This is a genomic window from Cobetia sp. 3AK (assembly GCF_029846335.1).
In the GTDB taxonomy this organism is placed as follows: domain Bacteria; phylum Pseudomonadota; class Gammaproteobacteria; order Pseudomonadales; family Halomonadaceae; genus Cobetia; species Cobetia marina.
In genome coordinates this window covers 126,404-152,804 of sequence record NZ_JARWKR010000008.1, presented here as the reverse complement: position 1 = coordinate 152,804, position 26,401 = coordinate 126,404, and the positions used below count along the sequence as shown (strand labels likewise).

General features: G+C 62.5%; 22 protein-coding genes. 8 read left to right on the top strand and 14 right to left on the bottom strand.

Features of this window, described 5'->3' with window-relative positions; genetic code table 11:
- Positions 1-51: 51 nt before the first annotated feature.
- Positions 52-2,148, bottom strand: a complete 2,097-nt coding sequence (locus QD228_RS12935; RefSeq protein ID WP_279875779.1) for an NADH:flavin oxidoreductase — start codon at positions 2,146-2,148, stop codon at positions 52-54.
- Between the two features lie 269 nt (positions 2,149-2,417).
- Between QD228_RS12935 and QD228_RS12930 the strand changes: the two genes are divergently transcribed.
- Entirely contained in the window at positions 2,418-3,062 is a 645-nt protein-coding gene (locus QD228_RS12930; protein ID WP_279875778.1) for a TetR/AcrR family transcriptional regulator, read from the top strand.
- Positions 3,063-3,144: 82 nt separating this feature from the next.
- On the opposite strand, the gene QD228_RS12925 is transcribed toward QD228_RS12930, so the two are convergent.
- Positions 3,145-4,392, bottom strand: a complete 1,248-nt coding sequence (locus QD228_RS12925) for a urate hydroxylase PuuD (RefSeq protein WP_279875777.1) — start codon at positions 4,390-4,392, stop codon at positions 3,145-3,147.
- A gap of 9 nt (positions 4,393-4,401) precedes the next feature.
- Complete coding sequence (gene uraH / locus QD228_RS12920) at positions 4,402-4,758, bottom strand: hydroxyisourate hydrolase (RefSeq protein WP_077377409.1); 357 nt, start codon at positions 4,756-4,758, stop codon at positions 4,402-4,404.
- Between the two features lie 293 nt (positions 4,759-5,051).
- On the opposite strand from uraH, the gene uraD reads away from it, so the two are divergent.
- A complete protein-coding gene (gene uraD, locus QD228_RS12915) occupies positions 5,052-5,585 on the top strand; it encodes a 2-oxo-4-hydroxy-4-carboxy-5-ureidoimidazoline decarboxylase (RefSeq protein WP_170877430.1) in 534 nt (177 codons plus the stop codon).
- 34 nt (positions 5,586-5,619) lie between these two features.
- Here uraD and QD228_RS12910 read toward each other — a convergent pair whose 3' ends face one another.
- A complete protein-coding gene (locus QD228_RS12910; RefSeq protein WP_279875776.1) occupies positions 5,620-6,954 on the bottom strand; it encodes an allantoate amidohydrolase in 1,335 nt (444 codons plus the stop codon).
- On the bottom strand, positions 6,951-8,210 hold the full coding sequence (locus QD228_RS12905; RefSeq protein ID WP_279875775.1) for an alanine--glyoxylate aminotransferase family protein: 1,260 nt from the start codon (positions 8,208-8,210) through the stop codon (positions 6,951-6,953). Before QD228_RS12905 ends, QD228_RS12910 begins: the two co-directional genes overlap by 4 nt.
- A 508-nt stretch (positions 8,211-8,718) precedes the next feature.
- On the opposite strand from QD228_RS12905, the gene QD228_RS12900 reads away from it, so the two are divergent.
- Complete coding sequence (locus QD228_RS12900) at positions 8,719-9,543, top strand: inositol monophosphatase family protein (RefSeq protein WP_084208767.1); 825 nt, start codon at positions 8,719-8,721, stop codon at positions 9,541-9,543.
- An 82-nt stretch (positions 9,544-9,625) separates the two neighbouring features.
- Here the strand turns inward: QD228_RS12900 and QD228_RS12895 are convergent, their stop codons facing one another.
- From QD228_RS12895 to QD228_RS12885, 3 genes are all read right to left on the bottom strand, one after another.
- Positions 9,626-10,633 (bottom strand): ParA family protein, encoded by a 1,008-nt coding sequence (locus QD228_RS12895; RefSeq protein ID WP_347882133.1) that lies wholly within the window; start codon positions 10,631-10,633, stop codon positions 9,626-9,628.
- 76 nt (positions 10,634-10,709) lie between these two features.
- On the bottom strand, positions 10,710-11,375 hold the full coding sequence (locus QD228_RS12890; protein WP_077376751.1) for a 7-cyano-7-deazaguanine/7-aminomethyl-7-deazaguanine transporter: 666 nt from the start codon (positions 11,373-11,375) through the stop codon (positions 10,710-10,712).
- Between the two features lie 233 nt (positions 11,376-11,608).
- Entirely contained in the window at positions 11,609-13,060 is a 1,452-nt protein-coding gene (locus tag QD228_RS12885) for a sodium:alanine symporter family protein (RefSeq protein WP_279875774.1), read from the bottom strand.
- A 511-nt stretch (positions 13,061-13,571) separates the two neighbouring features.
- Between QD228_RS12885 and QD228_RS12880 the strand changes: the two genes are divergently transcribed.
- Complete coding sequence (locus QD228_RS12880; RefSeq protein WP_084208769.1) at positions 13,572-15,173, top strand: Na+/H+ antiporter NhaC family protein; 1,602 nt, start codon at positions 13,572-13,574, stop codon at positions 15,171-15,173.
- 120 nt (positions 15,174-15,293) lie between these two features.
- Here QD228_RS12880 and QD228_RS12875 read toward each other — a convergent pair whose 3' ends face one another.
- The gene (locus QD228_RS12875; RefSeq protein WP_279875773.1) at positions 15,294-17,264 is read right to left on the bottom strand and encodes an AMP-binding protein; all 1,971 of its coding nucleotides are present in this window, start codon (positions 17,262-17,264) and stop codon (positions 15,294-15,296) included.
- A 507-nt stretch (positions 17,265-17,771) separates the two neighbouring features.
- On the opposite strand from QD228_RS12875, the gene QD228_RS12870 reads away from it, so the two are divergent.
- Positions 17,772-18,086: a metalloregulator ArsR/SmtB family transcription factor gene (locus QD228_RS12870; RefSeq protein WP_077376763.1), complete on the top strand. Its 315-nt coding sequence runs from the start codon at positions 17,772-17,774 to the stop codon at positions 18,084-18,086.
- A gap of 263 nt (positions 18,087-18,349) precedes the next feature.
- Here the strand turns inward: QD228_RS12870 and sohB are convergent, their stop codons facing one another.
- Positions 18,350-19,444 (bottom strand): protease SohB, encoded by a 1,095-nt coding sequence (gene sohB, locus QD228_RS12865; RefSeq protein ID WP_279875772.1) that lies wholly within the window; start codon positions 19,442-19,444, stop codon positions 18,350-18,352.
- 329 nt (positions 19,445-19,773) lie between these two features.
- Here sohB and QD228_RS12860 point away from each other — a divergent pair, with 329 nt between their 5' ends.
- Positions 19,774-20,091: an SCP2 sterol-binding domain-containing protein gene (locus tag QD228_RS12860; protein ID WP_077376768.1), complete on the top strand. Its 318-nt coding sequence runs from the start codon at positions 19,774-19,776 to the stop codon at positions 20,089-20,091.
- 118 nt (positions 20,092-20,209) lie between these two features.
- On the opposite strand, the gene nudC is transcribed toward QD228_RS12860, so the two are convergent.
- The 4 genes from nudC to QD228_RS12840 form a co-directional block, all read right to left on the bottom strand.
- Entirely contained in the window at positions 20,210-20,983 is a 774-nt protein-coding gene (gene nudC, locus QD228_RS12855) for an NAD(+) diphosphatase (protein WP_077376771.1), read from the bottom strand.
- Positions 20,983-21,756 carry a DNA polymerase III subunit epsilon gene (dnaQ, locus tag QD228_RS12850; protein WP_077376774.1) on the bottom strand — a complete coding sequence of 258 codons (774 nt, stop codon included), beginning with the start codon at positions 21,754-21,756 and terminating at the stop codon, positions 20,983-20,985. The genes nudC and dnaQ overlap by 1 nt, the downstream gene beginning before the upstream one ends.
- Positions 21,757-21,912: 156 nt before the next feature.
- Positions 21,913-22,413 carry a ribonuclease HI gene (gene rnhA / locus QD228_RS12845; protein ID WP_240704129.1) on the bottom strand — a complete coding sequence of 167 codons (501 nt, stop codon included), beginning with the start codon at positions 22,411-22,413 and terminating at the stop codon, positions 21,913-21,915.
- A 191-nt stretch (positions 22,414-22,604) separates the two neighbouring features.
- Entirely contained in the window at positions 22,605-23,450 is an 846-nt protein-coding gene (locus tag QD228_RS12840; RefSeq protein WP_077376780.1) for a methyltransferase domain-containing protein, read from the bottom strand.
- Positions 23,451-23,870: 420 nt separating this feature from the next.
- Here QD228_RS12840 and gloB point away from each other — a divergent pair, with 420 nt between their 5' ends.
- Positions 23,871-24,659, top strand: a complete 789-nt coding sequence (gloB, locus tag QD228_RS12835; protein ID WP_136937885.1) for a hydroxyacylglutathione hydrolase — start codon at positions 23,871-23,873, stop codon at positions 24,657-24,659.
- 177 nt (positions 24,660-24,836) lie between these two features.
- Complete coding sequence (locus QD228_RS12830; RefSeq protein WP_176493234.1) at positions 24,837-26,255, top strand: LysM peptidoglycan-binding domain-containing protein; 1,419 nt, start codon at positions 24,837-24,839, stop codon at positions 26,253-26,255.
- Positions 26,256-26,401 lie beyond the last annotated feature (146 nt).

Sequence of the window (26,401 nt, the reverse complement as noted above, 5' to 3'; positions counted from 1 at the left end):
CTTTGTCCCTTGCCATGGCTCCCCTGTGATATCCAACCTCTCTGCTCACCCTCACACCACCTTCATCAGCCTCAGCGCGTCATAGATTGCCGCATGGGTATTGCGGGTCGCGACGGCATCGCCGATGCGGTAGAGCTGGAACTTGCCGTCTGCTGAGCGCTCGGTGTGTTCAGGGCTTGGGCCGTCTGCAGGCTGGGCGAGTCCTTCGATCAAGGCGTCATAGTCCACTGCCCCGCCATTGCGCGAGTAAGGTTTGAGTTCGAAGTAGAGATCTTCCATCGGGCGGGCGCCGTAGTTGACGACTACCTGATCGACGATTCGCTGATCCGCGTAGGCACCGGTGCCCTTGCCCTGTGCTACGGCGTCATCCAGATAATCACTGCCGATCTGGGCGATCAACTGGCCCTCCTCACCGCGCGCGACACCGCCGAGGCGATAGGTCGGCGTGAAGGTGACGGCGAGACGTTGCAGACTGCGCATGTAGGGCACCAGGTTCATGGCCATGATTTCCGGCGCGAAGGTGCGATCTGGCGTCATCATCTCGAGCCTGGCACCGGTGTTGGCGATCATCTCGGCGGCCTGGAGTGCGGCGTGGTCTCCCGCGTCATCGAACAGCAGCACGTTGCGGCCAGGCGTGACATGGCCGGAGAGGATGTCCCAGCTGGAGACGACCAGCTCACTGCCGACCTGCGGCATGTCTTCCTCGGGGTAGCCGCCCGTGGCGACGATGACGACATCCGGCTGCTCCGCCAGCACGTCCTCGGCCTCGGCGAAGACGTTGTAGCGAATCTCGACGCCCAGCGCCTCGCAGCGACTGATGCGCCAATCGATGATGCCGATCATCTCGCGACGCCGCTCGCTCTGTGCGGTCAGGCGGATCTGGCCACCGGGTTGATCCGCCGCTTCCAGCACCACCACCTGATGGCCGCGCTCACCGGCGACACGTGCGGCCTCAAGCCCTGCCGGCCCCGCTCCGATGATCACCACCTTCCTGGCGACCTCGGCCGGTACGATGTCATGCGGCTGCTCCAGCTCACGCCCGGTGGCTGCGTTATGGATGCAGTAGGCGGAGCCACCCTGATAGATGCGATCGAGACAATAATTGGCCCCGACACAGGGGCGAATATCCTCTTCCTTGCCGGCCAACAGCTTGCGCACGATATGCGGGTCCGCCATGTGGGCACGCGTCATGCCGACCATGTCGACCTTGCCGGTGGCGATGGCATGGCGCGCGGTGGCGATGTCCTGAATCTTGGCACCATGGAAGGTCGGGAAATCCATCGCCTCACGAATCTGTCCGGCAAAGTCGAGATGCGGCGCACTGGCCATGCCCTGAATCGGGATGACATCGGTGAGGCCTGCATCAGTATCGATATGGCCGCGTACCACATTGAGAAAATCGACCTGTCCGCTATCGCGCAGCAGGCGCGAGACCGCAAGGCCATCACTGGCATCCAGACCGCCACTCAGGCATTCATCCCCGGTGTAGCGCACCCCGACGATGAACTCGTTGCCCACCCGGGCACGAATCGCGCTCAACACTTCCATGGTGAAGCGCAGTCGATTCTCGAGACTGCCGCCATAGGGCCCCTCCAGGGTGTTGGTCAGTGGTGACCAGAACTGATCCATCAGATGCCCGTAGGCCTGCAGCTCGATACCATCAAGACCCGCCGCTTTCATGCGTTCTGCGGCGTCCGCATAGTCCTGGATCAGGCGCCTGATGTCCCAGTCCTCGACCCGCTTGGGAAAGGCGCGATGCGCCGCCTCGCGACGATGCGACGCCGACACGGCAGGTAGCCAGTCGGCCTTGTCCCAACGCGTACGACGCCCCAGGTGGGTGAGCTGGATCATCACTGCAGTGCCGTGCTCATGGCAGGCATCGGTCAGCTCGCTCAGCCAGGGCACCACCTCATCACGCCAGGCGAGAATATTGTTGAACACCGGCGGGCTATCCCGGGCGACCGAGGCGGAGCCTGCTGTCATGGTCAAGGCGATACCGGCGCGCGCACGCTCCTCGTGATAGGCGCGATAACGTGCCTTGGGCATGCCATCTTCGGGATAGGCGGGCTCGTGGGAGGTCATCATCAAGCGATTCTTGAGGGTGAGGTGCTTGAGCGTGAACGGTGTGAGCAGCGGATCCTGAGCCATGCGGCCTCCTGAACGTCAGGTCATGAGACATCACAAACAGAGATGCCTTGATCGTGTACACATGTGTACATGAGCTGACTATAGCCCTAGAATCCAGATCGTGCGTCGCTGGAAATGGCATTCTTGTCCCGCTGGCGCAGACAGAATCATCACTGTCGCAGACAGCATGCTCGAGCCACGCCACTCACCCCCGTGCTGGTGTCACGCTTGGATCTTCGAGCCCCCGACGACAGCATCCCCCGCCTGTCAGCCCCTTCAGGAGCCCGCCCATGTCAGAGACCACCGCCACACGACCCGAGAGTGCGAGCGCCAGAACGGAAGGACGTGGCAAGGCCGAGGATTGGCTGGAGGCCGCCTATCAGCAGCTGTTGCTCGGAGGCGTGGACTCGGTACGCGTTCTGACGCTGGCCAAGACATTGGGGCTGTCTCGCACCAGTTTCTACTGGAGCTTCAAGGACCGCGATGCCCTGCTCGCCGCCTTGCTCGCCCGTTGGGATGCCCACAATACCGCCAGGCTGATCGGGCGCTGCGAGCAATACGCCGCCACGGTGGTGGAGGCCATGCTCAATGTCTTCGATTGCTGGCTGGATGAGTCGCTGTTCGACTCTCGCTTCGAGCTGGCGATCCGCAACTGGGGCTTGCAGAACGAGGACGTTGCCGCCGTCGTCGACCAGGCGGATCAGACACGCATTCAGGCACTGACCGCGATGCTGATGCGTCATGGCCAGCCTGAATCCCAGGCCGATGTCCGAGCGCGCACCATCTACCTGACCCAGATCGGCTACCTTTCGATGCGCACCCGGGAAAGCGTCGCGGAGCGCATCGGGCGCGTCGCTGACTATGTGGAAATCTTCGTGGGTGAACCCTGCCAGCCACATGAACTGGCGCGCTTCGCGGCGCGTCACCCAGGCTGAACGGCAAAGCCCCCGCCAGTAAGATATCGGCGAGGGCTTATCGAGAACGACACCATAGCAATGATGGAAAGGGGGTGGTTGACTACTGTGTCGCCTGCCACCAGTCGTCCAGAATCTGACGCTCGGCATCGGTCATCTGGGTCATGTTGGCCAGCGGCATGCTCTTGTCGACCACCGTGCGCTGGTGGATGCGCAGTGCCTGACGCTGGATGTCCTCCCAGCCATTGAAGGCGACCCCTGCGGCCGGCGCGGTAAGCCCGATCAGCGTCGGCGAATCACTGTGACAGCCGGCGCAGCGTTGCTCGACGATATGGCGGACCTTCTCGCGCAGAGCCTCATTCTCGCCCATCACCGCATTGTCAGCGGTGTTGCTGGCCGCCACGGACGGTGAAGACGCGGCGCTTCCGGCCGTTGCCGGAACGGGCTGAGCGCGTGGTGCACACAGCACGATCACGCCGATCAGCGCCGCTACGGCTCCCACCGGCACCCAACGTCGCTTGACCCCCTTGTGGTGATCCACCGTGGCGATGCGAATCAGCCCCCCCGTCACCAGCAGCAGCAGGATGACGCCGAGACGATAGTCATTGGCGTACAGCAGCGGGTAATGGTTGCTGATCATCATCAGGACCGCCGGCAGCGTGATGAAGGTGTTGTGCACCGAGCGCTGCTTGGCGCGCTGACCGTGGATCGGGTCCGGGGTCTCGCCACGCTGCGCGGCGGCAAGCAGCGCCTTCTGACCCGGGATGATCACGTTGAAGACATTGCCCGCCATGATGCTGCCCATCAGCGCGCCCATCAGCAGGAAGGCGGCGCGCCCGGAGAACAGCTCCGTCGCGAACCAGGCCGCCAGCGTCAGCCAGACACCGACCGCGACGAACAGCGCCGCAGCGCTGCGCTTGAGGGGGCTGCGACACAGCGCCTCGTAGCCCAGCCAGCCTGCGAGGAGCAGTCCCAGTGCGCTACCGACGGCCATGCTGCCGCTCATCTCGAACACGCGCGGATCAATCAGATAGGCCTGCGGCTGCAGCAGGTAGATCAGCGTGAACAGCCCCATCCCGGACAGCCAGGTGACGTAGGCCTCCCACTTGAACCAGTGGATCTCGCTGGGCAGCGTCTCACTGACGCCGTCATGGCGAAACAGATGGTAGAGGCCACCGCCGTGCACTGCCCAGAGCTCGCCCCCCGGACGACCATCGAGGGCATGACGGGCAGGCTGGCGGCGATTGTCGAGCCAGATGAAGAAGAACGAGGCGCCAATCCAGGCGATACCCGCCATGACATGCAGCCAACGTGTCAGCAGCATTGCCCAATCGAGGAGATATGCGCTCATGCCGGCTCCTTAGCTGCCGCGGTAGACGCTGTAGGCCCACGGAGTGACCAGCAGCGGAATGTGATAGTGGCCGTTGGCCTCCAGCGTGAACTCGACCGGCACCCGCCCGAGCATGCCCTTGCCCACCGGACGCCCGGCAAAGTAGTCCCCTATCTGGAACGTCAGGCGGTAGACGCCGGAGTGATCGTCGTCACTCGATGGCGCGTTCTCCAGCAATGGCGCCTCGACACGGCCATCCTGATTGGTGATGCTTCGGGCAATCTGCTGGAAGTTGCCCTGCGCATCCTGGCGCTCCAGGAGAATGGTGACGCCACTGGCGGCGATGCCTTCAGCCTGGTTGAGCACATGCGTGGTAAGTCTGGGCATGGTCATTTCCTTGTGATGGATAGCGTGTGACATTGACGCGTTGTCCGTGATGCAGCCGCTGATCCGATCAATGATGCATGGCGCTCGGCATGTCACGGCTCAGGGCTTTGGTGGCATTGCACCGCAGGAGTGCACTCGCCTAATCTGACCTGACGGTCAAGGTGCAGGGGACACGTCTCCCCGGCAGACGCACTGCCTCAAGGGCGAGTCCCGGCTTGTCTGGCGGCGGCATGTGCCTTGCAAGCAATGGATTCTTCACGTCTTTTTCTCTTTTCTTCTCTGGAGCAAGGCACATGCCAATCGAAACCCCGATGGAATATCTGGCAATGCTGGACACCCTCAACGCCCTGCCACCAGAAGCGCTTGCTCGTCGTTTGAGCGGCCTCTATGAGCACTCCGACTGGGTAGTGGAACGCGCCGCTGCAGAGCGCCCCTTTGCCAGTACCGAAGCCCTGCTGAGCGCCTGTGCCGAGGCGGTACGCCGAGCAAGCGAGACCGAGCGCCGCCAGTTGATCGACGCCCACCCGGAGTTGGCGGCCGGCAAGCTCGAGAGTCTCACGCCCGCCTCTCAAGGCGAACAGCGTGGCGCGGGGCTGGACCAGCTCGATGACGCCACCCGCGAACGCTTTCTCAAGGCCAACGCCGACTATCAGGCCCGTCACGGAATCCCCTTCATCATCTGCGTGAAGGGCCATAGCGCCTCAAGCATCCTCGCCGAACTGGAACGACGCCTGCCGCAATCCACCGAGACGGAATTTCAGGAAGCCCTGAATCAGATCGATGCCATTGCCGCAGTGCGACTGCCGGGCCTGCTGGACGCGAGCTAGGCAGCCGCCCATGCCATCTTCTGGCCGCTGATGATCAACACGAATATCTGGCGGCCACTGCCTCGATGCTGGCAATCAAGGCCGCCAGTGCTCTGGCGACATCCGCCTCCGTCACCGCCTCCGCAGGGTGGTGACTGATGCCCCGCTCACAGCGCAGGAACAGCATGCCCACCGGGCACAGGTGACTCACCGCCATGGCGTCATGGCCGGCACCGCTAGGCAGCCGGAAAGGCGCCTGTCCGGTGGCGGCGATACCGATATCCACTGCCTGCATCAACCCTTCATCACAGGCGACGGCATTCGCGGCATGGGTCTGCTCGCAACGGAAGGTGACGCCGCGACGCTCGGCGATCTGATGGGCCTGTTGCAGCAGCTCCTCCAGCGCCCGGTCACGTTGTGCATCATCCAGGGCACGGATATCCAGACTCAACGCCGCGGCGCCGGGAATGACATTCACCGCACCGGGACGCAACTCGCAACACCCCACGGTGGCCACCAGTGAGTGATCCGGCATGTCAGCGCGCTTGCCTGTCTGGACCTCACGCGCCAGGGTCTCGACGGCCAGTGTCCACTCTGCCGCGGCACACAGCGCATCCTGACGCAGTGCCATCGGTGTGGTGCCGGCATGGCCGGCCTGACCGGCGAAGTTGACGGCAAAGCGACGCGCGCCAGCAATACCCGTCACGGTGCCCAGTGCCAGATTCTCGGCTTCCAGCACCGGCCCCTGCTCGATATGCACTTCCAGATAGCCCAGCGGCGGAGTCGCTTGCAGGCTGGCACTGGCCGCCGATTGCCCCGAGAGCCCGAAGGCGGTCAGCGCCTCCCCCAGGCTGATACCCTCCTCATCTTCCAGAAGCTCCCATCCCGGTTGCCAGCTGCCCGCGATGGCATGGCTGCCGAGCAGGGTCGCGCCAAAGCGCGTGCCTTCCTCATCGCCAAAGCCGACCACCTCGAGCGCAAACGGCAAGCCGGCACCCTCCCGTTCAGCACGCTGCTGGAAGTGGGTCAGCGCCGCGACGCCCAGAAGCACGCCCAGAATCCCGTCATAACGACCGGCGTCCGGTACGCTGTCCAGATGGGAGCCGATCACCAGCCGCGGCGCCTCGCTCTCGCTGGAGAGCGTTTCCGGGCACCATCGCCCCCACTGATTGCCCGCCCCGTCCTGCCAGCTGTGAAGTCCTGCCGCCTTGAGCCAGGCCTCCGTGGTGGCATTGGCCGCCGCATGCTCAGGCGTCAGATAACGGCGATCGATCCCGCTGTCACTGCGTGAAATCGCCGCCAGGGCATCGCAGGCTGCCAGCACGTCCGCCGCCGTTTCCAGCGGGACGATGCCCGCTGTCGTGCGCGCTCGGGACACATCAATGGTCATGGCCGCTCTCCCGCCGGCTGGTCCTGATGCTCTTGGTAAAAGTCCAGCGCCGCGCCGACACCACCGCCGGCGACACACTGGACGCCACCGCGTCGCAGAGTCTGCTCCAGCGCCGCCAGCGTGGTGAGTACCGTGTCGCGACGCGCGTTGTAGCCCATCACGCCGAGGCGCCAGACCTTGCCGTGCAGCGGCCCGAAGCTGGTGCCTATCTCGATGCCGAAATCCACCAGCATGCTGCGACGCAACCCCTCGCCATCCAGGCCATCCGGAATCCTCACCGCGCTGACGTTGTTCATGCGATGCGCCTGGTCACCGAACAGCGCAAGCCCCAGCCCCTTGAGTCCCTCGACCATCGCCTGACCGTGCAACGCATGTCGCGCGATGGCGTTGTCCATGCCCTCGTTGACCAGCAGTCGCGCACACTCGCGCGCGCCATACAGCATGCTGGTGGCCTCAGTGTGGTGATTGAGGCGCAGCGCTCCCCAGTAATCGAGCACCATGGAAAGATCGAAATAGTTGGAGCGAATACGCGCGCCCGGCTCCGCCAGTCGATCGCCCCCACTGCTGATCCCGGCCTCGACGTGCCGACGTGCATGCACCACCTCCACCGCACGCGGCGACAGCGTCAGCGGCGAACTGCCAGACGGACCGGCGAGACATTTCTGCAGGCCTGCGGTGACGGCATCCAGTCCCCACTCGTCCGTCTTGAGCGGATTGCCCGCCAACGAGGCCGTGGCATCGCTGTAGAACAGCACGCCTTCGCGGCGACAGATGGCACCGATCTCCTCGAGCGGTTGGCACATGGTGGTCGAGGTATCGCCCTGTACCAGCGCGAGAAGCGTTGGCTGCACCTCGCGAATGGCGGCTTCGATCTGCTCGGGACGAAAGACCTCGCCCCACTCACATTCCAGCGTGTGCACCTGGGCACCGCAGCGCTCGGCAATCTCGCGCAGCAGATGACCGAAACGGCCGAAGATCGGCACCAGTACACGCTCCCCCGGCTGGATCAACGAGACCAGCACCGCCTCGATCCCGGCCCGTGATGTGCCATCGATCAACAGGGTCGCCGCGTTCCGGGTCTCGAAGACGCCGCGATAGAGCTGCATCGTCTCGTTCATGTAATGCGTCATCGCGGGGTCGTACTGGCCGATCAATGGCGCTGACAGCGCACGCAACACACGTGGGTCCGCGTTGATCGGGCCCGGGCCCATCAGGAGGCGCTGCGGGGGATGAATCTGGTCAGGGATCGGTGTCACGTTCGCTCCTTGTGCTTCAGGGCATTGAATGCGGGAAGGTTCGGCGGCTTGCCGAACGCCATGACCAGACTACTGCAACAAGTGCGCCAGAAATCAAAAAATGAAACGGATGTTGAATCCTCAGATCCCACCGGCCTGTCCTGACGAAGCCCCGGTCAGACACGTCATGCCGACCAGGGGACAGGCTCTCCGCTACTGGCCGGGGCTGGCCGGGTCTTCGTCAGGGCCCCAAGCGGGATGCTTCAGGAAGCGTGATGAGAAAACGCCCTATCAAGATAACGGGATAATCGCTGAAGCGGTCCTCGCCACCTCCCGCTGGCAGTGCACGCCTTGCAGGGAAAGCACCATGAAGGGGCATGCAACGCCTGAATCGGATGCCTGAGCACACCCTTCGTGCGCCCGCTCCCTCCCTCGAGGCTGAACTCACCACATGAGTCTGTTATACAGGAGGTCACCGGAGGGATGAGCGTCAACTCATCTGACCTGATCATCGCTGCTGGAGAGCCACATGACGCTGGAACAACGCCTGGAACGTGCAACGCAATTGGCCAGAGACGCGGGAGAACGCATGGTGAAAGCGCGCGAGGAGCAAGGGTTCGCGCACCACTACAAGAAAGGCGATGAGCTGGTCACGGACATCGATGTGGCGATCGACACCTTCCTTGCCGAGGCGCTCGAGGCCGAATTTCCTGAAGATGCACGCCTGACCGAGGAGCTATCGCCCGAGCGCGACGTCATCGGCACCAAGGGAGGCCTGTGGGTGATCGACCCCATCGACGGCACCGTCAACTTTGCTCACGGGCTGCGCCATGTGGCCGTCTCCATCGCCTGGTGCGAGCGTGGCAAGATCCAGATGGGGGTGGTCCACGCGCCCTTCCTCGGCGAGACCTTCACCGCCATTCGCGGCAAGGGAGCCTGGATGAATGGCGAGAGCATCACGGTCAGCGAGACCGAAGACATGAGCCGCGCACTGGTCGCGACCGGCTTCCCCTATAACCGGGACAGTCGTCCTCCCCTGCTCAAACGTCTCTCCGCCATGTTGCTGGTGTGTCAGGATGTCCGACGCAACGGCAGTGCCGCGCTGGATCTTTGCGATGTCGCCTGCGGCCGCCTGGATGCCTACTATGAAAGCGTCTCTCCCTGGGACTTTGCGGCGGGGCTGCTGATTGCCCGCGAAGCCGGCGCACGTACCGGTCACCTCTATCGTTGCCCGGACGGCATCCCCGAGGAGCTGTATGGCGAGAATATCGTGGTAGCCTCACCGGCCCTGCATGCACCGCTCAAGCGCCTGCTGGAAGATGCCGATGCCAGCTCCGGCCTGCCCGGGCTTTGAGTCACCCTCCCCCACAATGCAAGAAGCCCCGCCAGTGCGGGGCTTCTTGCATTGTGGGCATCCCTCAGTGAGATGCTGGGCATCAATCGCCGAGGTTGCCGCCCTTCTTGCTGCGCTTGGCTCCCGACTTCCCAGAGGGCTTGCCGGAAGACTTGTCAGAAGGCTTGCCAGAGGGTTTGCCAGACGATTTCGCGGTGGACGACTTGGCTGTCCTGGCCTTGGAATCGGTGCTGACCTCCGGCTTGTCCGAGGGCTGAGCGGACTGATTGGCAGTGGACGTGCCAGCGGTCGTGCTCGTCTCAGGCGTGCTCGCGTCTGCGTCTGCCTTCCCCTCACCAGCTGCCGGCTCCTTGAGCAGCCCGAGACGCTGGCCGACTTCCTTCCACAACTCTCGGTAGCTTGCCGCCGGAGCACTGTTGCGCGAGAAGACCGGCACCGGCTTGCGCTCGATTCCCATGCGCTCGACGATGCTGGAGTAAGGAATATGCCCACTGAGCTGCAGCGGATGGTCCTGCTTGAGGGACTCCATCACATCCTTGTGCAAGGTCTTGCGACGATCGACCAGCGTGAAGAATGGCCAGACAGGCACATCGAGATCGATCTCGGCCAGATAGGCATTGAGCTGCTCCAGCGTGCGCAGTGACAACACCGTCGGAATCATCGGGACCAGCAACGTATCAGCGGCCGCGAAGACCTGCTCGGAGAGAGTCGAGATACTCGGGGGGCAATCCAGGATGACGAGGTCGTAATCGTCACGCACCGGCTTCAATACCTTGCGCAGGCGAGAGCGCTTCTCTTCCTCGAGAATGTGATCGAGATTGCGATAGGAGAACTCGGCCGGCAGGACATCCAGATTGCGATAGTCGGTCGCCCGGATCACGCGTGACAGGTCCTGCTTGCCGCTGATCAGCTTCTCGACGCCGCCCTTGAGCTTGGGCTTGGTCCGCACATAGAAAGTCGCTGCGGCTTGAGGGTCCAGATCCCACAACAGCACTCTGAGACCACTGTTGGCAGCGATATACGCGAGGTTGATGGCAGAAGCCGTCTTGCCGACACCGCCCTTGATGCTGTACACCGCCGCGATTTTCATTGCAGATCAACTCCCTGTTTTTCTCAAGGCTACCACATCATGGCGGCAATTCGAGTACAGGGAGATGTCGGACTGATCAGGCGCCTTCACGCCCGGCGATGAAGCCTCTCGCCAGCAGTTGACGCGTCAACCAGCCAAGCAACAGACCGTACATCGGGAGGAAGAGCAGCAGCGAAATGATCAACTTGATGGCGTAGTCCACCCAGGCGATCTCGACCCAATGTGCCGCCATGAAGACGTCCGGGCCATTGCGAAATGCCACCGAAAAGAAGGCGAAGGTATCGGCGAGATTGCCGAAGAGCGTCGATGCCATGGGCGCGACCCACCAGTGAGCATTGCGACGCAGACGATCAAAGACCTGAATATCCAACAGCTGGCCGATCACATAGGCGATGAAGCTCGCCAGCGCAATGCGTGCCACGACCAGATTGAACTCGCCCAACGCCTCGATCCCGGCAAGGCTGCCGCCATGGAAGATCACCGAGATCATGTAGCTGACCAGCAATGCCGGCAGCATGACCAGCGCGATGATGCGGCGAGCATGTACCTTGCCGAACAGCCGGACGGTCAGGTCAGTGGCCAGGAAGATGAACGGGAAGCTGAAGGCACCCCAGGTGGTATGGAAGCCGAACAGTGTCATCGGCAACTGCACCAGGTAGTTGCTGGCCGTGATGATCAGGATATGAAACAGGGACAGTGCGACGAGCGCACGACGCGATTGACTCGCGGTGAGGAGGAGCATCTGAGGTCCTTTTTGGTTCCAGGCCAACAGCAGGGGTGAGGGAACCCTGACAGACGGCATAACAGCTGACGATTGACGGTATCTCGCGCGATATCTCGCCGTCGAGAACCAGAATGGCCGCGCATCGTATCACGATGCGCGGCCATTGGCATGTCAACTCACGGAGATTCTGACCGGGTGGTCAGGGAGAGGTGGACGCCTCATTCCGCACCGCGGGCTTTCATGGGTGACGCTCATTTCTTCCAGATGGCGGGGTCGACCTTGCCCTTGAGCTCCGGGAACTTCTCGGGGTCGAAGGTCGGCTCCTGACCGGCCTTGTGCTGACGGTCGTAGTCCTTGAAGATCCGGAAGGCCAGCGGCGACAGCAGCAGGATGGCGATCAGGTTGATCAGCGCCATCGCCCCCATCGACAGGTCAGCGAAGTTCCAGATGTTCTTGAGACTGGCGACTGCGCCCAGCATCACCATGCCCAGCACCGCAAAGCGATAGAGCATGATGACCGGCTTGGCGTTCTTCTTGCCCGAGATGTACTCGATGTTGGACTCGCCATAGGAGTAGTTCGCCACCAGCGAGGTGAAGGCGAACAGCAGAATGGCGATCGCCACGAAGCCACCCCCCCAGCTGCCGACCTGCGAGGTCAACGCCGCCTGGGTGATCTGGATACCATCATTGCCGCCATCGTTGCCCAGCGTGCCGCTCATGATGATGATGGCAGCGGTTGCGGTGCAGATGACCAGAGTATCGATGAAGACGCCCAGCATCTGGACGAAGCCCTGGGAAGCCGGGTGCCGGGTGGTCGCCATCGCCGCGGCATTCGGCGCAGAGCCCATGCCGGCTTCGTTGGAGAACAGGCCGCGCTTGATGCCGTTCATCATCGCCTGCGCGATGGTGTAGCCCAGCGCACCACCTGCTGCCTGCTCAAGACCGAAGGCGCTGCGGAAGATGGTGCCCAGTGCCGCCGGAAGCTCGGTGATGTTGATCGCCACAACGAAGATGGCCAGCAGCAGATAGAGCAGCGCCATGATCGGCACGATCAGCTCGGCGGTCCGCGTGATGCGCTTCATGCCACCGAAGATGATCGGCACCATCACCACGACCAGAATCACGCCCATGATCCACGGCGGCACGCTGAAGGCCTGCTCCATGGCCAGCGCGATGGAGTTGGACTGCACGGAGTTGAAGGCCAGACCGAAGGCGATGATCAGACACACGGAGAACAGGATCGCCATCCAGCGCTGCCCCAGGCCCTTCTCAATGTAGTAGGCCGGGCCACCACGGAAGGTATTGTCATTGTGTGACACCTTGTAGGCCTGGGCCAGGGTGGACTCGATGAAACTGGTGGACATGCCCACCAGTGCCGTCATCCACATCCAGAAGATGGCACCCGGGCCACCCAAGGAAATCGCCACGGCGACACCGGCCAGGTTACCGGTACCGACACGTGCCGCCAGGGAGGTGGCCAGCGCCTGGAAGGAGGAGATCCCGCCTTCGCTACCCTGACGTGAGGTGGCCAGCAGTTTCCACATGTGGCCGAAGTAGCGGAACTGGATGCCCTTGGTCATGACCGTGAAGAAAAGACCCGCTCCGATGAGCAGGTAGATCAATACGCTGCCCCACAGCAGGCCATTGCCTGCATCGATCAACGCCAGAATCGGCGCTGGAATGATGGACGTTGTTTCCGACATGTCGGTCTCGCTTTGGCGGGTTTTTGATCTTGTCGACGCTGCCAGGCGGCGTGAAAAGCCATGGCCTTCCTGCCGCTGGCAGCGAGCAACCACTACGAAAGGGCTGCTCGACATGCTTTGGTGAGCGCCATTCTTCATATCCGACACGGATTAGCAAGAAGAGCATACTGAACATTGGCGTTTCACAGCGGGATTCTAGTGGGGAACCGGCGAAATGTCGGTCTTTTTCACTGCATCCTAGACTTTAGATGCACAAGGCAATGTTTCGCTGTCTGATCCTCTCGGGCATAATGCGCCCCCTTCCCACCTGCAGGCATCGGTCAGCCTGATGCTGCAGGACGTGTTCGGCGCATCAGCGACGCCCTCCCCCAGTTGCGACACCACGACTGCGGCCGGTCGGATGCGCCACATCAGGACGGTGCTCTTCCCTGACGCCCACGCACCCTAACAGCCATTACGGCACCCGGCAGCGCGCATTGTCCCGGCGCCTGCCTTTGAAAACAGGTGATACATGGAACTGACCAGCTACGCGGCGTCCCCGCTTTCGCTGCTCGCCCCGATCATAGCCATCGGTCTCGCAATACTGACACGTCGCGTCATGCTCTCCCTTGGGCTGGGTATTGTCTCTGGCGCTCTGCTGCTGAATGATTTCTCACCGCTCACCACGCTGGATTATCTCTGGCGCCAGCTGGTCGCGGTCTTCGTCGAGCTGCCGGACAGCGGTCAACTGGCCGATGTCACGCTCAACAGCTGGAATGTCTATATCCTGCTGTTTCTGCTCGCTCTCGGGGCGATGGTCGGTGTCATCACTCTGGCCGGCGGCACGCGCGCCTTCGGCAACTGGGCGCGTGAACGGGTCACTACCCGTCGCGGCTCGCAGCTGATGACCGTCCTGCTGGGAGTCTTCATCTTCATCGATGACTACTTCAACAGCCTGGCGGTCGGCAACATCTGCCGCCCCCTGACGGATCGCCAGGGCCTGTCGCGGGCTCGTCTTGCCTATCTGATCGACTCCACCGCCGCACCGGTATGCGTGCTGACCCCCATCTCCAGCTGGGGCGCCTACATCATCAGCTTGATCGCTGGAATCCTGGCCACGCACCACATCACCGATGTCAGCCCCTTCGGTGCCTTCCTGGAGCTTTCCGCGCTCAACTATTACGCGATTGCGGCGTTGGTGCTGGTGATCGCCTCGGCCTGGTTCGACATCAACTTCGGTGCCATGCGCCGACATGCCATCGCCGCGCGTGATGGCGAGCTGTTTGACGCCAGCCGTGGCAATCCTCCCGGCAACACCCATGTCGAAGAGTCGGAACGTGGCCGCCCCGTGGATCTGCTGATTCCGATCATCGTGCTGGTGATCGCCACCTTCTTCATGATCGTGCAGACCGGCGCCAGTGCGCTGGCCGCCAAGGGCGAGGCATTCGGCCTGGTGCGTGCCTTCGAGCTGACTGATGTCGCAGGATCGCTGATCATCGGCGGTGCCATCGGCCTGCTCGCCGCCGTGATGATGCTGCTGCGTCACCGCATGGGCACTGGCCGCAGCATCGGTGCCATCGTCCAGGGCGCGCGCTCGATGCTGCCGGCCGTCTATATCCTGGTGTTCGCCTGGATGCTGACCGGCATCATCGGCTCACTCGGCACGGGCGAATACCTGGCGACGCTGGTGGATGGCGTGGTCTCCCCCACCTGGCTTCCGATGTTGCTGTTCGTGCTGTCCGGCCTGATGGCCTTCGCCACCGGCACCAGCTGGGGCACCTTTGGCATCATGCTGCCGATCGCCGGAGACATGGCGGCAGCCACCGAGATCGCGATGATGCTGCCGATGATGGGTGCCGTACTGGCGGGCTCGGTCTTCGGTGACCACTGCTCACCGATTTCCGACACCACCATCCTGTCCTCGACGGGCGCGAGCTGCCATCACATCGATCACGTCATGACCCAGTTGCCCTACGCGCTGCTGGGCGCCTGCATCTCGTTGCTGGCGTACCTGGTGATGGGCCTGACCGACAGCACGCTGTTCGGCTGGCTGAGCCTGGCAGGGCTGCTGGTCGTCAGCATCGCCTGGCTTGCCCGTCGGGAACGCGCCAACCCCGTGGTCGCACGCACCTGATGAACTGATCGCTCCACGCAAGAACACAAGGCCCCCGTCATGGTTCATGACGGGGGCCTTGTGTTTGCGGCAGGCGCGATCTGCGCCCAAGCGTTCACTCACCGGCAATGCTCACATCACTCAAGCACTGCGCGCCTGTCCGGCCAGACCAACGCCTGCCTCGCTCAATGCCTCACGCACATCCTCCAGACTCGCCGGGTCATCGATGGTCGAGGGAATCTGGTACTGCTCTCCCGCGGCGATCTGACGGATCATCTTGCGCAGAATCTTGCCGGAGCGTGTCTTGGGCAGCCGCTCGACGATCAGTACGTCCTTGAGCGAGGCGATCGCCCCTATCTCATCGCGCACACGCTGCGCCAGCGCCTGACGAAGAGCTGATTCGTCACCGCGCCAGGCATCCTTGATGATCACCAGTCCCAGCGGCATCTCGCCCTTGAGCGAATCCTCGATGCCGATCACCGCACATTCCGCCACTGCCTCGTGTGAGCCGAGGACCTGTTCCATTTCCCCGGTGGACAGGCGATGCCCTGCCACATTGATGACGTCATCGATGCGCCCCATCACGAAGAGGTAGCCGTCCTCGTCAAGATAGCCGCCGTCTCCCGTCAGATAGTAGCCGGGGTACGCCGCCAGGTAGGCGGCGTGGAAACGCGCGGGATTGTGATAGAGCCCCGTGAGACACCCGGGCGGCAGCGGCTGCTGAATGACCACGTTACCCTGCACTCCGGGTTCGACCTCGTCTCCCAGGCCATCGAGCACCTGCACATTGAAACCGGGCAACGGCCAGGTCGCACTGCCCGCGCGTGCCTCGACCGGCGCTCGGGGACCACTCGCCTGGCGAGTGATCATGTCGAGACCGAGCAGATTTCCCGCGACCGGCCAGCCGGTTTCCGTCTGCCACCAGTGATCCACGATCGGCACTGGCAGCAGGTCATTCAACCAATGATAGGTGGGAGGATCGAGTCGCTCCCCCGCCAGGAACAGGCTGCGCAGGCTGGACAGGTCACGCCCGGCCATCAGGCTGGCGTCGGGGTCTTCCTTCTTGATGGCTCTGAAGGCGGTCGGTGCCGTGAAGAAGCAGTTGATCCGATACTCCTCGATCAAGCGCCAGAAGGCTCCGGCATCCGGCGTCCTGACCGGCTTGCCTTCATACATGACCGTCGAGGCTCCCACCAGCAACGGGCCATAGACGATATAGGAATGCCCCACGACCCAGCCGATATCGGAGGCTGCCATGAAGGTGTCCCCCGGGCGGGTCCCGTAGAGAATTTCCATGGAGTAATGCAGTGCCACGGCGTAGCCGGCGTGATCGCGCACCACACCCTTGGGCGTCCCGGTGGTGCCTGAGGTATAGAGGATATAGAGCGGCTCGCTTCCCAGCATGCTGACCGCTTCCGTGGCCTGGGCATGCGCCAGACATTCCTGCCAATCGTGGTCTCGCGGCCCCAGGGTGGCTCGTTGCTGCTCACGCTGCAGGATCAGGCAGGCCTCTGGCGTATGCGTCGCAAGTTCGATCGCCTCATCCAGCCACGGCTTGTAGGGAATGACACGGTCGACCTCGATGCCACAGGAGGCCGCCAGGATGACCTTGGGCGTCGCATCATCGATCCGTACGGCCAGCTCCTTGGGGGAGAATCCTCCGAAGACCACGGAATGCACCGCCCCCAGGCGTGCGCAGGCCAGCATCGCCATCGCGGCCTCCGCCACCATCGGCATGTAGATGATCACGCGATCACCCTTCTCGACCCCCTTGTCACGCAGGGCACCCGCCAGCCTGGCCACTTCGTCGCGAAGCTCTCGATAGGTGTACTGGCACTTGCTGTCAGTGACGGGAGAGTCCCAGTAGAGCGCCACCTGATCCCCGCGGCCATTGGCCACGTGATGGTCCAGCGCGGCATGACAGATATTCATCTCGCCATCAATGAACCAACGGGCGTGCTCCTGGGCATCCCAGGCCAGGATGGTCGCTGGATCACGGAACCAGACGATGCGCCTGGCCTGCTCAGCCCAGAAGTCCTCTGGCGCTTGATTGGCACGCGAGACAAGTGATTCGTAGTGCTCGCGTGCGGATCGCTTGGCGGTCTCAGGCATGGCTTACCTCGTTGACGATGCTGGCACGGGGTTCATGGCATGGCGTTGCCATCAGAAAGCAGTATCACGCCTTACGCGCCTTCGACTCGGGGACTGCGCCTGGAAGATGCCGGCAGCTGGCGACCCCAAGTGTCCCACCACGCTGATGGCAGGTGACGCGCATGCGCACTATCAGAACCTTAGGCCAAAACCCGACCGTGTGAATGTCAGATGAGGCATCCAACTCTGGTCAGTTCGTCGTATGACGTCATCGACACGCAGTGAAACGAACGACCGTATGTCGACCAGCGTCAGGAAAAGGAAAAGTCCACCCCTGATCAGACCACCCTCGATGATTTATCGTTTAATATTGCCTTGGACGTAGCACGTGGAGTTATTGATGATTCACTAAAACAAGGATACTTCATGCCTGACACCACAAGGACGGCCAATCTGATGATGGAATCCCCCAGACAGCACCGGAGCTCACCAATGAATGCCAAGGTCTCAACCGCGAGGAAACCCGCCATGCCTGCGCAAGATGATGTCATCACGTTACACCAGGCAGGTGATCGCGTGATCGAGGAAGCCACTGCCCTGTTGAAGGCAATGGGCAATGAAAATCGCTTGCGAATTCTCTGCCTGCTCAGTGAAAGCGAAATGTCGGTCAGTGAACTGAATTCACGTCTCGAACTTTCCCAGTCAGCCCTGTCGCAGCATCTGGCCATTCTGCGTCGCGAAGGCATGGTGCGGACTCGCCGGGCGTCACAGACCATCTACTACTCACTGCTGGGCCCCAACGCTGCAGGCGTGATCCGCACGCTTCAACAACTCTATCGCTGAAAAAGGGCGCCAGTCGAAGACTGACGCCCTTGAGGGAAGCCATCGGATCATCCGGTCACGCCATGTCGCGACGTGATGCCATGACCAGGCTGAGCCAGACCCGCAACATCACCGGGTCTCTCGCACCTTCCTCACTCCTCGTTTGACGGATGGCCAGGGAATGGCCGCCATTGCCCACAGACTTGCATTCGTGCAGAGCCTGACGCCTGCAGATCACGATTCGCGCAGATCCTGTTTTCCGCAGGTCTCGATTCGCGAAGGTCTCAGTGCTGCTGCCAGCGTGACTCGACATTGCGCTCCAGCACGCGGTCAAGCACACGATCCAGACTCAGCGTCACCCCCTTCCCGAATCGATCCATCATGCGACGCGGCTTTTCGAGACTGACTTCGAATATCTTGAGATCCTGCTTGAGATAGCCGGCCAGCAGCGCCTGACTTGTGCCCACCTCATCGATCAGACCGATCGCGATCGCCTCGCTGCCATACCAGATGTCCCCTTGTGACACAGCCTCCACATCCAGTTGCGGACGACGGCTACCGACGTGCTGCTTGAACAGGTCATGGGTGCGGGCCAGGTCAGACAGGAACTTTTCACGCCCTTCTTCCGTATTCTCCCCCAGCATCGTCAGCGTTCGCTTGTAACGCCCAGCCGTCAGGATCTCCACATCGACATCGTGCTTCTTGAGAAGACGGTGCACATTGGGCACCTGTGCCACGACGCCGATGGACCCTATCACGGCAAACGGCGCCGCCACGACGTGATCAGCGGCACACGCCATCATGTACCCGCCACTCGCGGCCACCTTGTCGACGGTAACTGTCAGACGCGCGCCAGCCGCACGTAGACGATCCAGCTGTGCGGCGGCCAGACCGTAGGCGTGCACCAGGCCACCACCAGACTCCAGTCGCAGTACCACTTCATCCTTGTCGGTCAGCACGCCTTCCAGCGCGGTGACCTGCTCGGCGAGGCTTTCCACTCCCGTCGCCTTGATATCGCCGACGAAATCGAGCACGAACACCCGACGCCCGGCAGTGGAGTCCTGTTCCTGAACGTCATCGGAAGGCTTGCGCTTCGCCTTGGCCTTGAGCGCCTTCTTGAGAGACTTGGCCTCCTGCTTCTCCTTCTTGGCGCGTGCCTTGGCATTGGCGGTGCGCTCGGCATCTTCCAACCCGGCCTGTCCCAATTCCCGCTGGAGGTGCTGCATGCGCTCATGCCAGGGACGAATCTTGAGGCGAGCCTCGCGCTCACCACTGTCCCCGTGACGGGCACGCACGATCATGAGGATGATCGCCCCAATGGCCACCACCACCGTGACTGCCTCGGCGAGAAAGAGGCCATATTCCGATAACCATTGCATGCACTTGCTCCTGAACGACATGGGTGTCGTCGGACACCGCGACCTGCACGGATCTGTCTGACGGACAACGACTTTAGTGGCCACCAGGCCAGCTGTGAGATTCCTGCTACATGGGGGCAAATGACCCTCTCTGCAAGGCGAGCACGGCGCTGCGAGACAGGGTGGCACAACGCGGGTTGATTCGGTCAGCGCAAGGGCCGCTGCAACGGAGGAGATCATCTTCGGCGCTTGATTGGAACGATCGTTTGAAATAGTCTGATGCACAGCCTTGAAAGTGCTGAACCCCATATCCACTTTCCCAGCCTTCACCATTGAAAAGGAATATTGCCATGGCAGACGCCAACGCCGTCATCGAGATGCTGAAAAGTCGCTTCAACCCGGACGCCGCCAAGGGCATGAACGACGTCTTCCAGTTCAACATCACCGACAGTGATGACTACTACATGGTCGTCAAGGATGGCACCCTGGACGTGGGCGAAGGGGAGCACGACGATCCGTCCGTCACGCTGTCCACTGACAGCGATACCCTCAAGGGCGTGATGAAGGGCGAAGTCGACGGCATGCAGGCCTTCATGACGGGCCGCCTGAAAGCGACCGGCAACATCATGCTGGCCACCAAGCTGACCTCTCTCTTCCCGAACAAGTGACGGCAGAACAGCGGATGCGACCTCTGCTGATCGGTATCGCTCGATGAGCGATACCGTCAATGAAAACGCCCCTGCCATTGGCAGGGGCGTTTTCATTGACAGCCCGGAGTGCCAGGCGTCAGCGACCGCTGGCCACGGAGCGCAGGAAGTTGTCGATCAAGGCATGCGAGATCGAGAACTTCGGCGGCAAGCCAGGCAAGGATTCAGGTGTGAACCACTGGGCATCCTCTATCTCATGGCCATCAATGGCGATCTCCCCGCCCGCATATTCGGCGTAGTATCCCAACATGAAGGAGTGAGGAAATGGCCAGGATTGGCTCTGGAAGTAACTCACGCGCCCGACCTCGACACCCACTTCCTCCAGGACCTCGCGCCTTACCGCTTCCTCGGCGCTTTCCCCGGCTTCGATGAAGCCGGCCAGGGTCGAGTACATGCCGGGCCCGAAACGCGGACTGCGTGCCAGCAGCAACTCACGCCCACGCGTGATCAGCGTGATGATGCAGGGTGAGATTCGCGGATAGCTGCGATGCTGACAACCGGTACAGTGCATCGCGAACTCATGTTCCAGACGTTTCATTCGCTTGCCACAACGTCCACAGAAACGATGGTCCCGCGCCCACTTGAGCACCTGCAGGGCACTTGAGAGCAGCGGGAACTGCTCTCTGGGCAGTGAATGCAACCATTGCCGAGCGCCTGGCCACTCGGAAGACCCATTCTCGCCAAGCACGGCGATCGGCGCCCCCTGCCACTCTCCCAGTGCAATCGCGCCGGATGGCCAGTCGCATGGCGGTTGAATGATGCCGCCATCGGGCGCCGGGGCGACCCCGTCGCGCCCGATGCGAATCAGGTACCCCTGACGCTGGTTCACTCGTGACAGATCACGTATCAGCATCAGACAGCGCCTCCCGGGTTGCCTCTGCCGTCAAGGCTGCCCAGCGCGTCGATCGCCACCTTGTCAAAGGCACATTCTGTCTTGGCACGAATTTCCTCGCACCAGGCAGCATGGCGCTCAAGCTCCAGCGCCGAGAGCCCGGGCGTGACCAGACGCGGGCGGTCCGCCCGAAGGCGACGCACCCCGACAATGCCGCCCTCTCCCTCATCGCCATCGTCTATGTCGTCCAGCCCGAGCGCCGTCTGCCCGCCGGTCATCGCCAGATAGACGTCGCCGAGGATCTCCGCATCCAGCAAGGCACCGTGCAGCACGCGGTGCCCATTGTCGATATCGTAGCGCTTGCACAGCGCATCCAGGTTGTTGCGCTGACCGGGGTGCTTCTCACGGGCGAGCTTCAGGGTATCGAGGATCGCGCAGTGTTCCGCCACCGGCCCCAGCGGCTGGCTACGCCGTGGATTGATCAGGCCGAATTCATGATCAATGAAGCCGACGTCAAAGGGCGCGTTGTGAATGACGAGCTGGGCGCCCTTGATGAACTCCCAGAAGGCATCCGCCACGTCCGCGAAGACCGGCTCATTGGCGACCCGTTCATCGGTGATGCCGTGGACGCCGATCGCCTCTTCATCGATCAATCGTTCCGGATTGATGTACTGGTGATAAGTGCGCCCCGTCAAACGGCGATTGATCATCTCCACCGCACCGATCTCGATCAGACGGTGGCCTTCCTTCGGGTCGATACCGGTCGTTTCGGTATCGAGAATAATCTGACGCATCTCAGACCTCTTGGTGAACGGGACCTGGTGAACGGGTCCGGGTGAACTTGGCTCTGAAGACACTGGTCCTGATGTATCCGACGCTGGTGCTTCTGACGCTGAGGTTTGTGACTCGGTGGCACCTGACTCTGAGCTGCCGGGCCAGTGGCCGCGTGCTCAACGGCGTGACTGCATCTCATCGATCGCTTCATTGGCAAGGCTATCGGCACGTTCATTGCCTTCGTCGCCACTGTGGCCCTTGACCCAGCGCCACTCGATATCATGACGCTGACTCTGTTCCAGCAACGCCTTCCACAGCGCCTCATTCTTGACCGGTTGCTTGGCAGCCGTCTTCCAGCCGCGCTTGACCCAGCCATGGACCCACTTGGTGATGCCATTCTTGACGTATTCGGAGTCCGTCCACAGCACCACGTCACAGCGCCGGGTCAACGCCTTCAGGGCCTCGATGGCGGCCATCAGCTCCATGCGATTGTTGGTGGTGTCCTGTTCGCTACCCTTGAGTTCCTTGCGATGCTTGCCACTGACGAGAATGGCTCCCCACCCTCCCGGGCCGGGATTTCCCCGGCAGGCACCATCGGTGTGGATGACCACCCGAGGGCTGGGGGCGGCTGAGGAGGCATCATTGGCGAGATCGGACGAGGAGACACTGTGACTCACAGGGGAACACTCTTGGAGAAAGGACAGGACACAGGCAATGACACGGCGCGACGTCACTTCGACGCGGGCTTGCTGCCAGGGCGACATTCTAACCGCTCATGCCGGATAGCGGCAAAGCGACCTGTGTGTCCTTACAGTCCATGTCAGCCCACCTGGCGACACGGACGGCGTGTCGGCATGGCCTGCACGGCTCACACCTTGCCCGAGTCATCCGACGAACGGGAGTCATGATTGTCGCGTGAATGCAGGCGGGTCACCTGCCCGATGGCGACACCGGGAATCGCCACGCGTGAGCGCTTGGCATTCAGAGGCTGCACGTACCCGACATTGCGACGGGCCCGTATCAGCATCAGGCTGCCCAGAGGCAGGTTGTAACGGCGTCCCATCCGCTCGAGCCAACCATGGCGCAGGCGCAAGCCAGGCAGGTGAAACCCCGCGTAGTCGATACGCTCGATCTCGAAGTCCACGAAGGCCAACCAGTCCCTGAGCGCCGCCGGGGTGCGCCAGCTGCCTTCCCAGGGAGTGATGTGCCGCCGCCGGGGGTCGAGGCGCAGCAGCCCCTCCCCGGACATCGGCTGCCAGGCGACGATGATCAGACAACCGCTGGAGCGCAGGACACGCGCCGCTTCGCGCAAGAGGCGATGAGGCTCCGGTGCGACCTCCAGCAGATGATGGATCATCACCATGTCCATGCTTTCATCTGGCAGGGCCAGCTGAGTGAGCGGGCAGATGAGGGTCGATGGCGACTGGGCCAGGGCGGGCTCCGGCGCCCAATGGATGGCATGCCGGATGGGAGACAAGGAGAGCAGGTCATTGTCTCCCGGCCCCAGACACAGACTGTGGAAGCCGAAGCAACGCTCGAACAGCGGCGTCAACATCTCGCGCTCGGCGATGAGAATGTCCTTGCCGTCCGCCCCTTCAAGAAAGGCGCGCATCGCTCGCACGTGGGCGCCCAGCAGCCGCGCGTGCTGTCGGCGACGCGCTTCCGGGGTGAGTTGCGCAGCGGAATCCGCCCCGCGTGAGCGACTTTTCCACATCCCTGCATCTCCCGTCTCTTTCATGGGGGAGCGCCCCACGCGCAAGCAAGATGTCACACACTTCTACATTCTCACACCACAAGAGGTTTGACACTTACCCGCTTGCTCGGCAGGCTTTACGCCTTTGCATGGCGATACGTCAGCCGCTTGCGCGCTGCCAACGCCAGACACCCCGGAAAAGAGCGGCGATGAACGCCCTGGGCTGTCCGATGAGAAATCGCATCGTCGATGCCACGCCAAAACCTCCGTGAGCAATGGCCTCGACATCACTTGAAGACATCGTATCCACCATATGCCTGGCGAAGGCTTGCGCCAATCGCCAGCGGGACGGAACTGCCAAGTTCTTTCATTCGGTCACGTCACCGGCAGCCTCCCCCGTCACGCAATGGGATACCGACACGACAAGAGTACCTGACCACCATGATGAGCGTTACGCCCATAGCGGCCTTTCAGGACAACTATATCTGGCTGATCCAGAGCGACGACAGCGACACGGTTGCCGTCGTCGATCCGGGTGATGCCACGCCGGTGATCGAGGTTCTGGAAACCCGCGGCCTGACTCTGGACACGATTCTGATCACTCACCACCATCAGGATCACACCGGCGGCCTCCCCGAGCTGATCAAGCGCTACCGCCCTCGCGTGGTCGGCCCGCACAACCCGGCCATCGAGGGAATCGATGTGCGTGTCGCCGATGGTGACAGCGTGCGCGTGCAGGGACGCTTGTTCGATGTCCTGGAAGTGCCCGGCCACACACTGGACCACATCGCGTTCGTGAGTGCCGGCATGCCGGGGCTGCTGTTCTGCGGGGACACCCTCTTCAGTGCGGGCTGTGGCCGTCTGTTCGAAGGCACACCAGAGCAGATGCACCAGTCACTCACGCGACTGGCATCACTCCCTGAAGACACCCTCGTCTTCCCGGCTCACGAGTACACCCTGGCCAACCTGGCATTTTCCCGCGCGGCGGAGCCTGACAACACGCAACGCGATCAGGTGATCGCCGAGTGTGAGCGCGCCCGCGAGACCGGCCGCCCGACCCTCCCGAGTCGCATCGCGCGTGAAAGACAGATCAACCCCTTCCTGCGCAGTGATGACCCCACCTTGCAACAACGTTTGCTCCAGCAAGGGCGCCTCACTGCCTCAGAGGACGAGCCCCTCACGTCACTGGCAGCCTTCACGGCACTGCGCCAGTGGAAGGACAGCTTCTAGACCCGCTGACCGCGCGCCTGCCCACGACCTGAAGATGGGCAGGCGTCTCGCGTGACAGCGGGTCGGGTTCTCGTGATCCCGATCAGCCCCCGCAGTCACAGTTTGCGCCGGAATGTCCGGCATGCTGAGCCCGTGTCGTGCCCATCCGACGCAGGCTCGCCAAAGAGTACTCCGTCAATGCATCAGCAAGACCTCCGTACCGACGACACCTCTGTCATCAAGACATCTGCCGCCGACACGCCGGCCCGCCTGCCACTGACTGCTGAACGTCTGCGTTACCTGATTCGCCTCGCCTCCCTCGGAGCCGGCCTGTGTCTGCCGCTGATGGCGACCCCTGCCAATGCAAGCTCTCGGGCGCTCGACGACCTGACACCCACCAGCGTGCATCAGAGTGCTCCTCTGAATTTCATGCAAGCCATCGATGCGGTGCCCGCGCGCTACGATGATGTGTGGGAGCGCCTGCGTGCCGGCTATCAGCTGCAGCAGGACACCGGACGCCCTCGAGTACGCAAATGGATCGACTGGTATGAAGAGCACCCGGAGCACGTGGAGCGTATCGCCGAACAGGCTCGCCCCTGGCTGCGTTACGTGACGCGTCGCACCGAGGCGCGCGGCCTTCCGGCCGAACTTGCCCTGCTGCCTTTCATCGAGAGTGCCTATGATCCGGATGCCGCCCACCCCGGCGGCGCCACCGGCATGTGGCAATTCATGCCCCAGACCGGCGATGCCATGGGCCTGACCCGCAACCGCTGGTACGACGGCCGCAAGGACGTCCTGATGGCCACCGATGCCGCACTGGATTATCTGCAGTCCCAGGGCGAGCGCTGGTACGACGGAGACTGGGAACTTGCGCTGGCCGCCTACAACGCCGGTGCCGGCACCGTGAACCGCGCGCGCCGACGTGCCGGCTCAGGGGATGAGGATTACTGGAACATCAAGCTGCCCAGCGAGACCATGGAGTACGTGCCCAAGCTGCTGGCGCTGGCTGCGGTGATCCGTGAACCCGAAGAGTACGGCCTGAATCTGCCGGCGATTCCGGACACCCCGGAAATCGCCGCCGTCGATACCCGGGGCCAGCTTGACCTTTCCGTTGCCGCCAGACTGGCTGGCATCAGCGAAAGCGAGCTGCGCACCCTGAATCCCGCGTACAAGCGGTGGGCGACAAGCCCGGGAGACAGCTCGCTGGTGATTCCGGCCACGGCACGTGACACCTTCCTCAGCAAGCTTGAGACCCTGCCGCAAGAGACCCGCGAAAGCTGGGCGGAGTACCGTGTCCAGCGTGGCGACAGCCTGTCGGTCATCGCCCGTCGCAGTGGACTGACACTGGCGGAGCTCAAGCAGAAGAATCGCCTGAGCGGCAACACCATCCGGGTCGGTCAGCCTCTATTGGTGCCTGACGCCACTCGCGGCGTGGCAGCGGCGCAACTCGCAGAAGCCAACGGCCTCAAGAAGGTGCGCGTCAAGCGTGGCGATTCGCTGTCGGTGATTGCGGCGCGTCACAATGTCACCACCCGCCAGATCGCGCGTTGGAACAAGCTCTCTTCCGCCGATTATCTGCGTCCGGGCCAGATGCTGACGCTCTACAGCGCCAACTGAGCGCCATCGCCTGCGCAGCACCTACGCAGCACGTACGCAACATCAAGACGCCCCCGCCATGCTCCATGGCGGGGGCGTCTTGATATCAAGCACCTGTCAGCCTGGACTCCTCCAGCACTCGGAGACCGACACCACGAGGCAACAAC

Bases quoted from the DNA above. Each gene is read 5' to 3' on its own strand.
- QD228_RS12910 (WP_279875776.1), bottom strand. From the start codon at position 6,954: ATGACCATTGATGTGTCCCGAGCGCGCACGACAGCGGGCATCGTCCCG.
- gloB (WP_136937885.1), top strand. From the start codon at position 23,871: ATGATGAGCGTTACGCCCATAGCGGCCTTTCAGGACAACTATATCTGG.
- QD228_RS12900 (WP_084208767.1), top strand. From the start codon at position 8,719: ATGACGCTGGAACAACGCCTGGAACGTGCAACGCAATTGGCCAGAGAC.
- QD228_RS12885 (WP_279875774.1), bottom strand. From the start codon at position 13,060: ATGTCGGAAACAACGTCCATCATTCCAGCGCCGATTCTGGCGTTGATC.
- QD228_RS12860 (WP_077376768.1), top strand. From the start codon at position 19,774: ATGGCAGACGCCAACGCCGTCATCGAGATGCTGAAAAGTCGCTTCAAC.
- uraD (WP_170877430.1), top strand. From the start codon at position 5,052: ATGCCAATCGAAACCCCGATGGAATATCTGGCAATGCTGGACACCCTC.
- nudC (WP_077376771.1), bottom strand. From the start codon at position 20,983: ATGCTGATACGTGATCTGTCACGAGTGAACCAGCGTCAGGGGTACCTG.
- QD228_RS12895 (WP_347882133.1), bottom strand. From the start codon at position 10,633: ATGAAAATCGCGGCGGTGTACAGCATCAAGGGCGGTGTCGGCAAGACG.
- QD228_RS12880 (WP_084208769.1), top strand. From the start codon at position 13,572: ATGGAACTGACCAGCTACGCGGCGTCCCCGCTTTCGCTGCTCGCCCCG.
- QD228_RS12935 (WP_279875779.1), bottom strand. From the start codon at position 2,148: ATGGCTCAGGATCCGCTGCTCACACCGTTCACGCTCAAGCACCTCACC.
- QD228_RS12840 (WP_077376780.1), bottom strand. From the start codon at position 23,450: ATGTGGAAAAGTCGCTCACGCGGGGCGGATTCCGCTGCGCAACTCACC.
- sohB (WP_279875772.1), bottom strand. From the start codon at position 19,444: ATGCAATGGTTATCGGAATATGGCCTCTTTCTCGCCGAGGCAGTCACG.
- QD228_RS12930 (WP_279875778.1), top strand. From the start codon at position 2,418: ATGTCAGAGACCACCGCCACACGACCCGAGAGTGCGAGCGCCAGAACG.
- QD228_RS12925 (WP_279875777.1), bottom strand. From the start codon at position 4,392: ATGAGCGCATATCTCCTCGATTGGGCAATGCTGCTGACACGTTGGCTG.
- QD228_RS12890 (WP_077376751.1), bottom strand. From the start codon at position 11,375: ATGCTCCTCCTCACCGCGAGTCAATCGCGTCGTGCGCTCGTCGCACTG.
- dnaQ (WP_077376774.1), bottom strand. From the start codon at position 21,756: ATGCGTCAGATTATTCTCGATACCGAAACGACCGGTATCGACCCGAAG.
- QD228_RS12830 (WP_176493234.1), top strand. From the start codon at position 24,837: ATGCATCAGCAAGACCTCCGTACCGACGACACCTCTGTCATCAAGACA.
- uraH (WP_077377409.1), bottom strand. From the start codon at position 4,758: ATGCCCAGACTTACCACGCATGTGCTCAACCAGGCTGAAGGCATCGCC.
- QD228_RS12875 (WP_279875773.1), bottom strand. From the start codon at position 17,264: ATGCCTGAGACCGCCAAGCGATCCGCACGCGAGCACTACGAATCACTT.
- QD228_RS12870 (WP_077376763.1), top strand. From the start codon at position 17,772: ATGCCTGCGCAAGATGATGTCATCACGTTACACCAGGCAGGTGATCGC.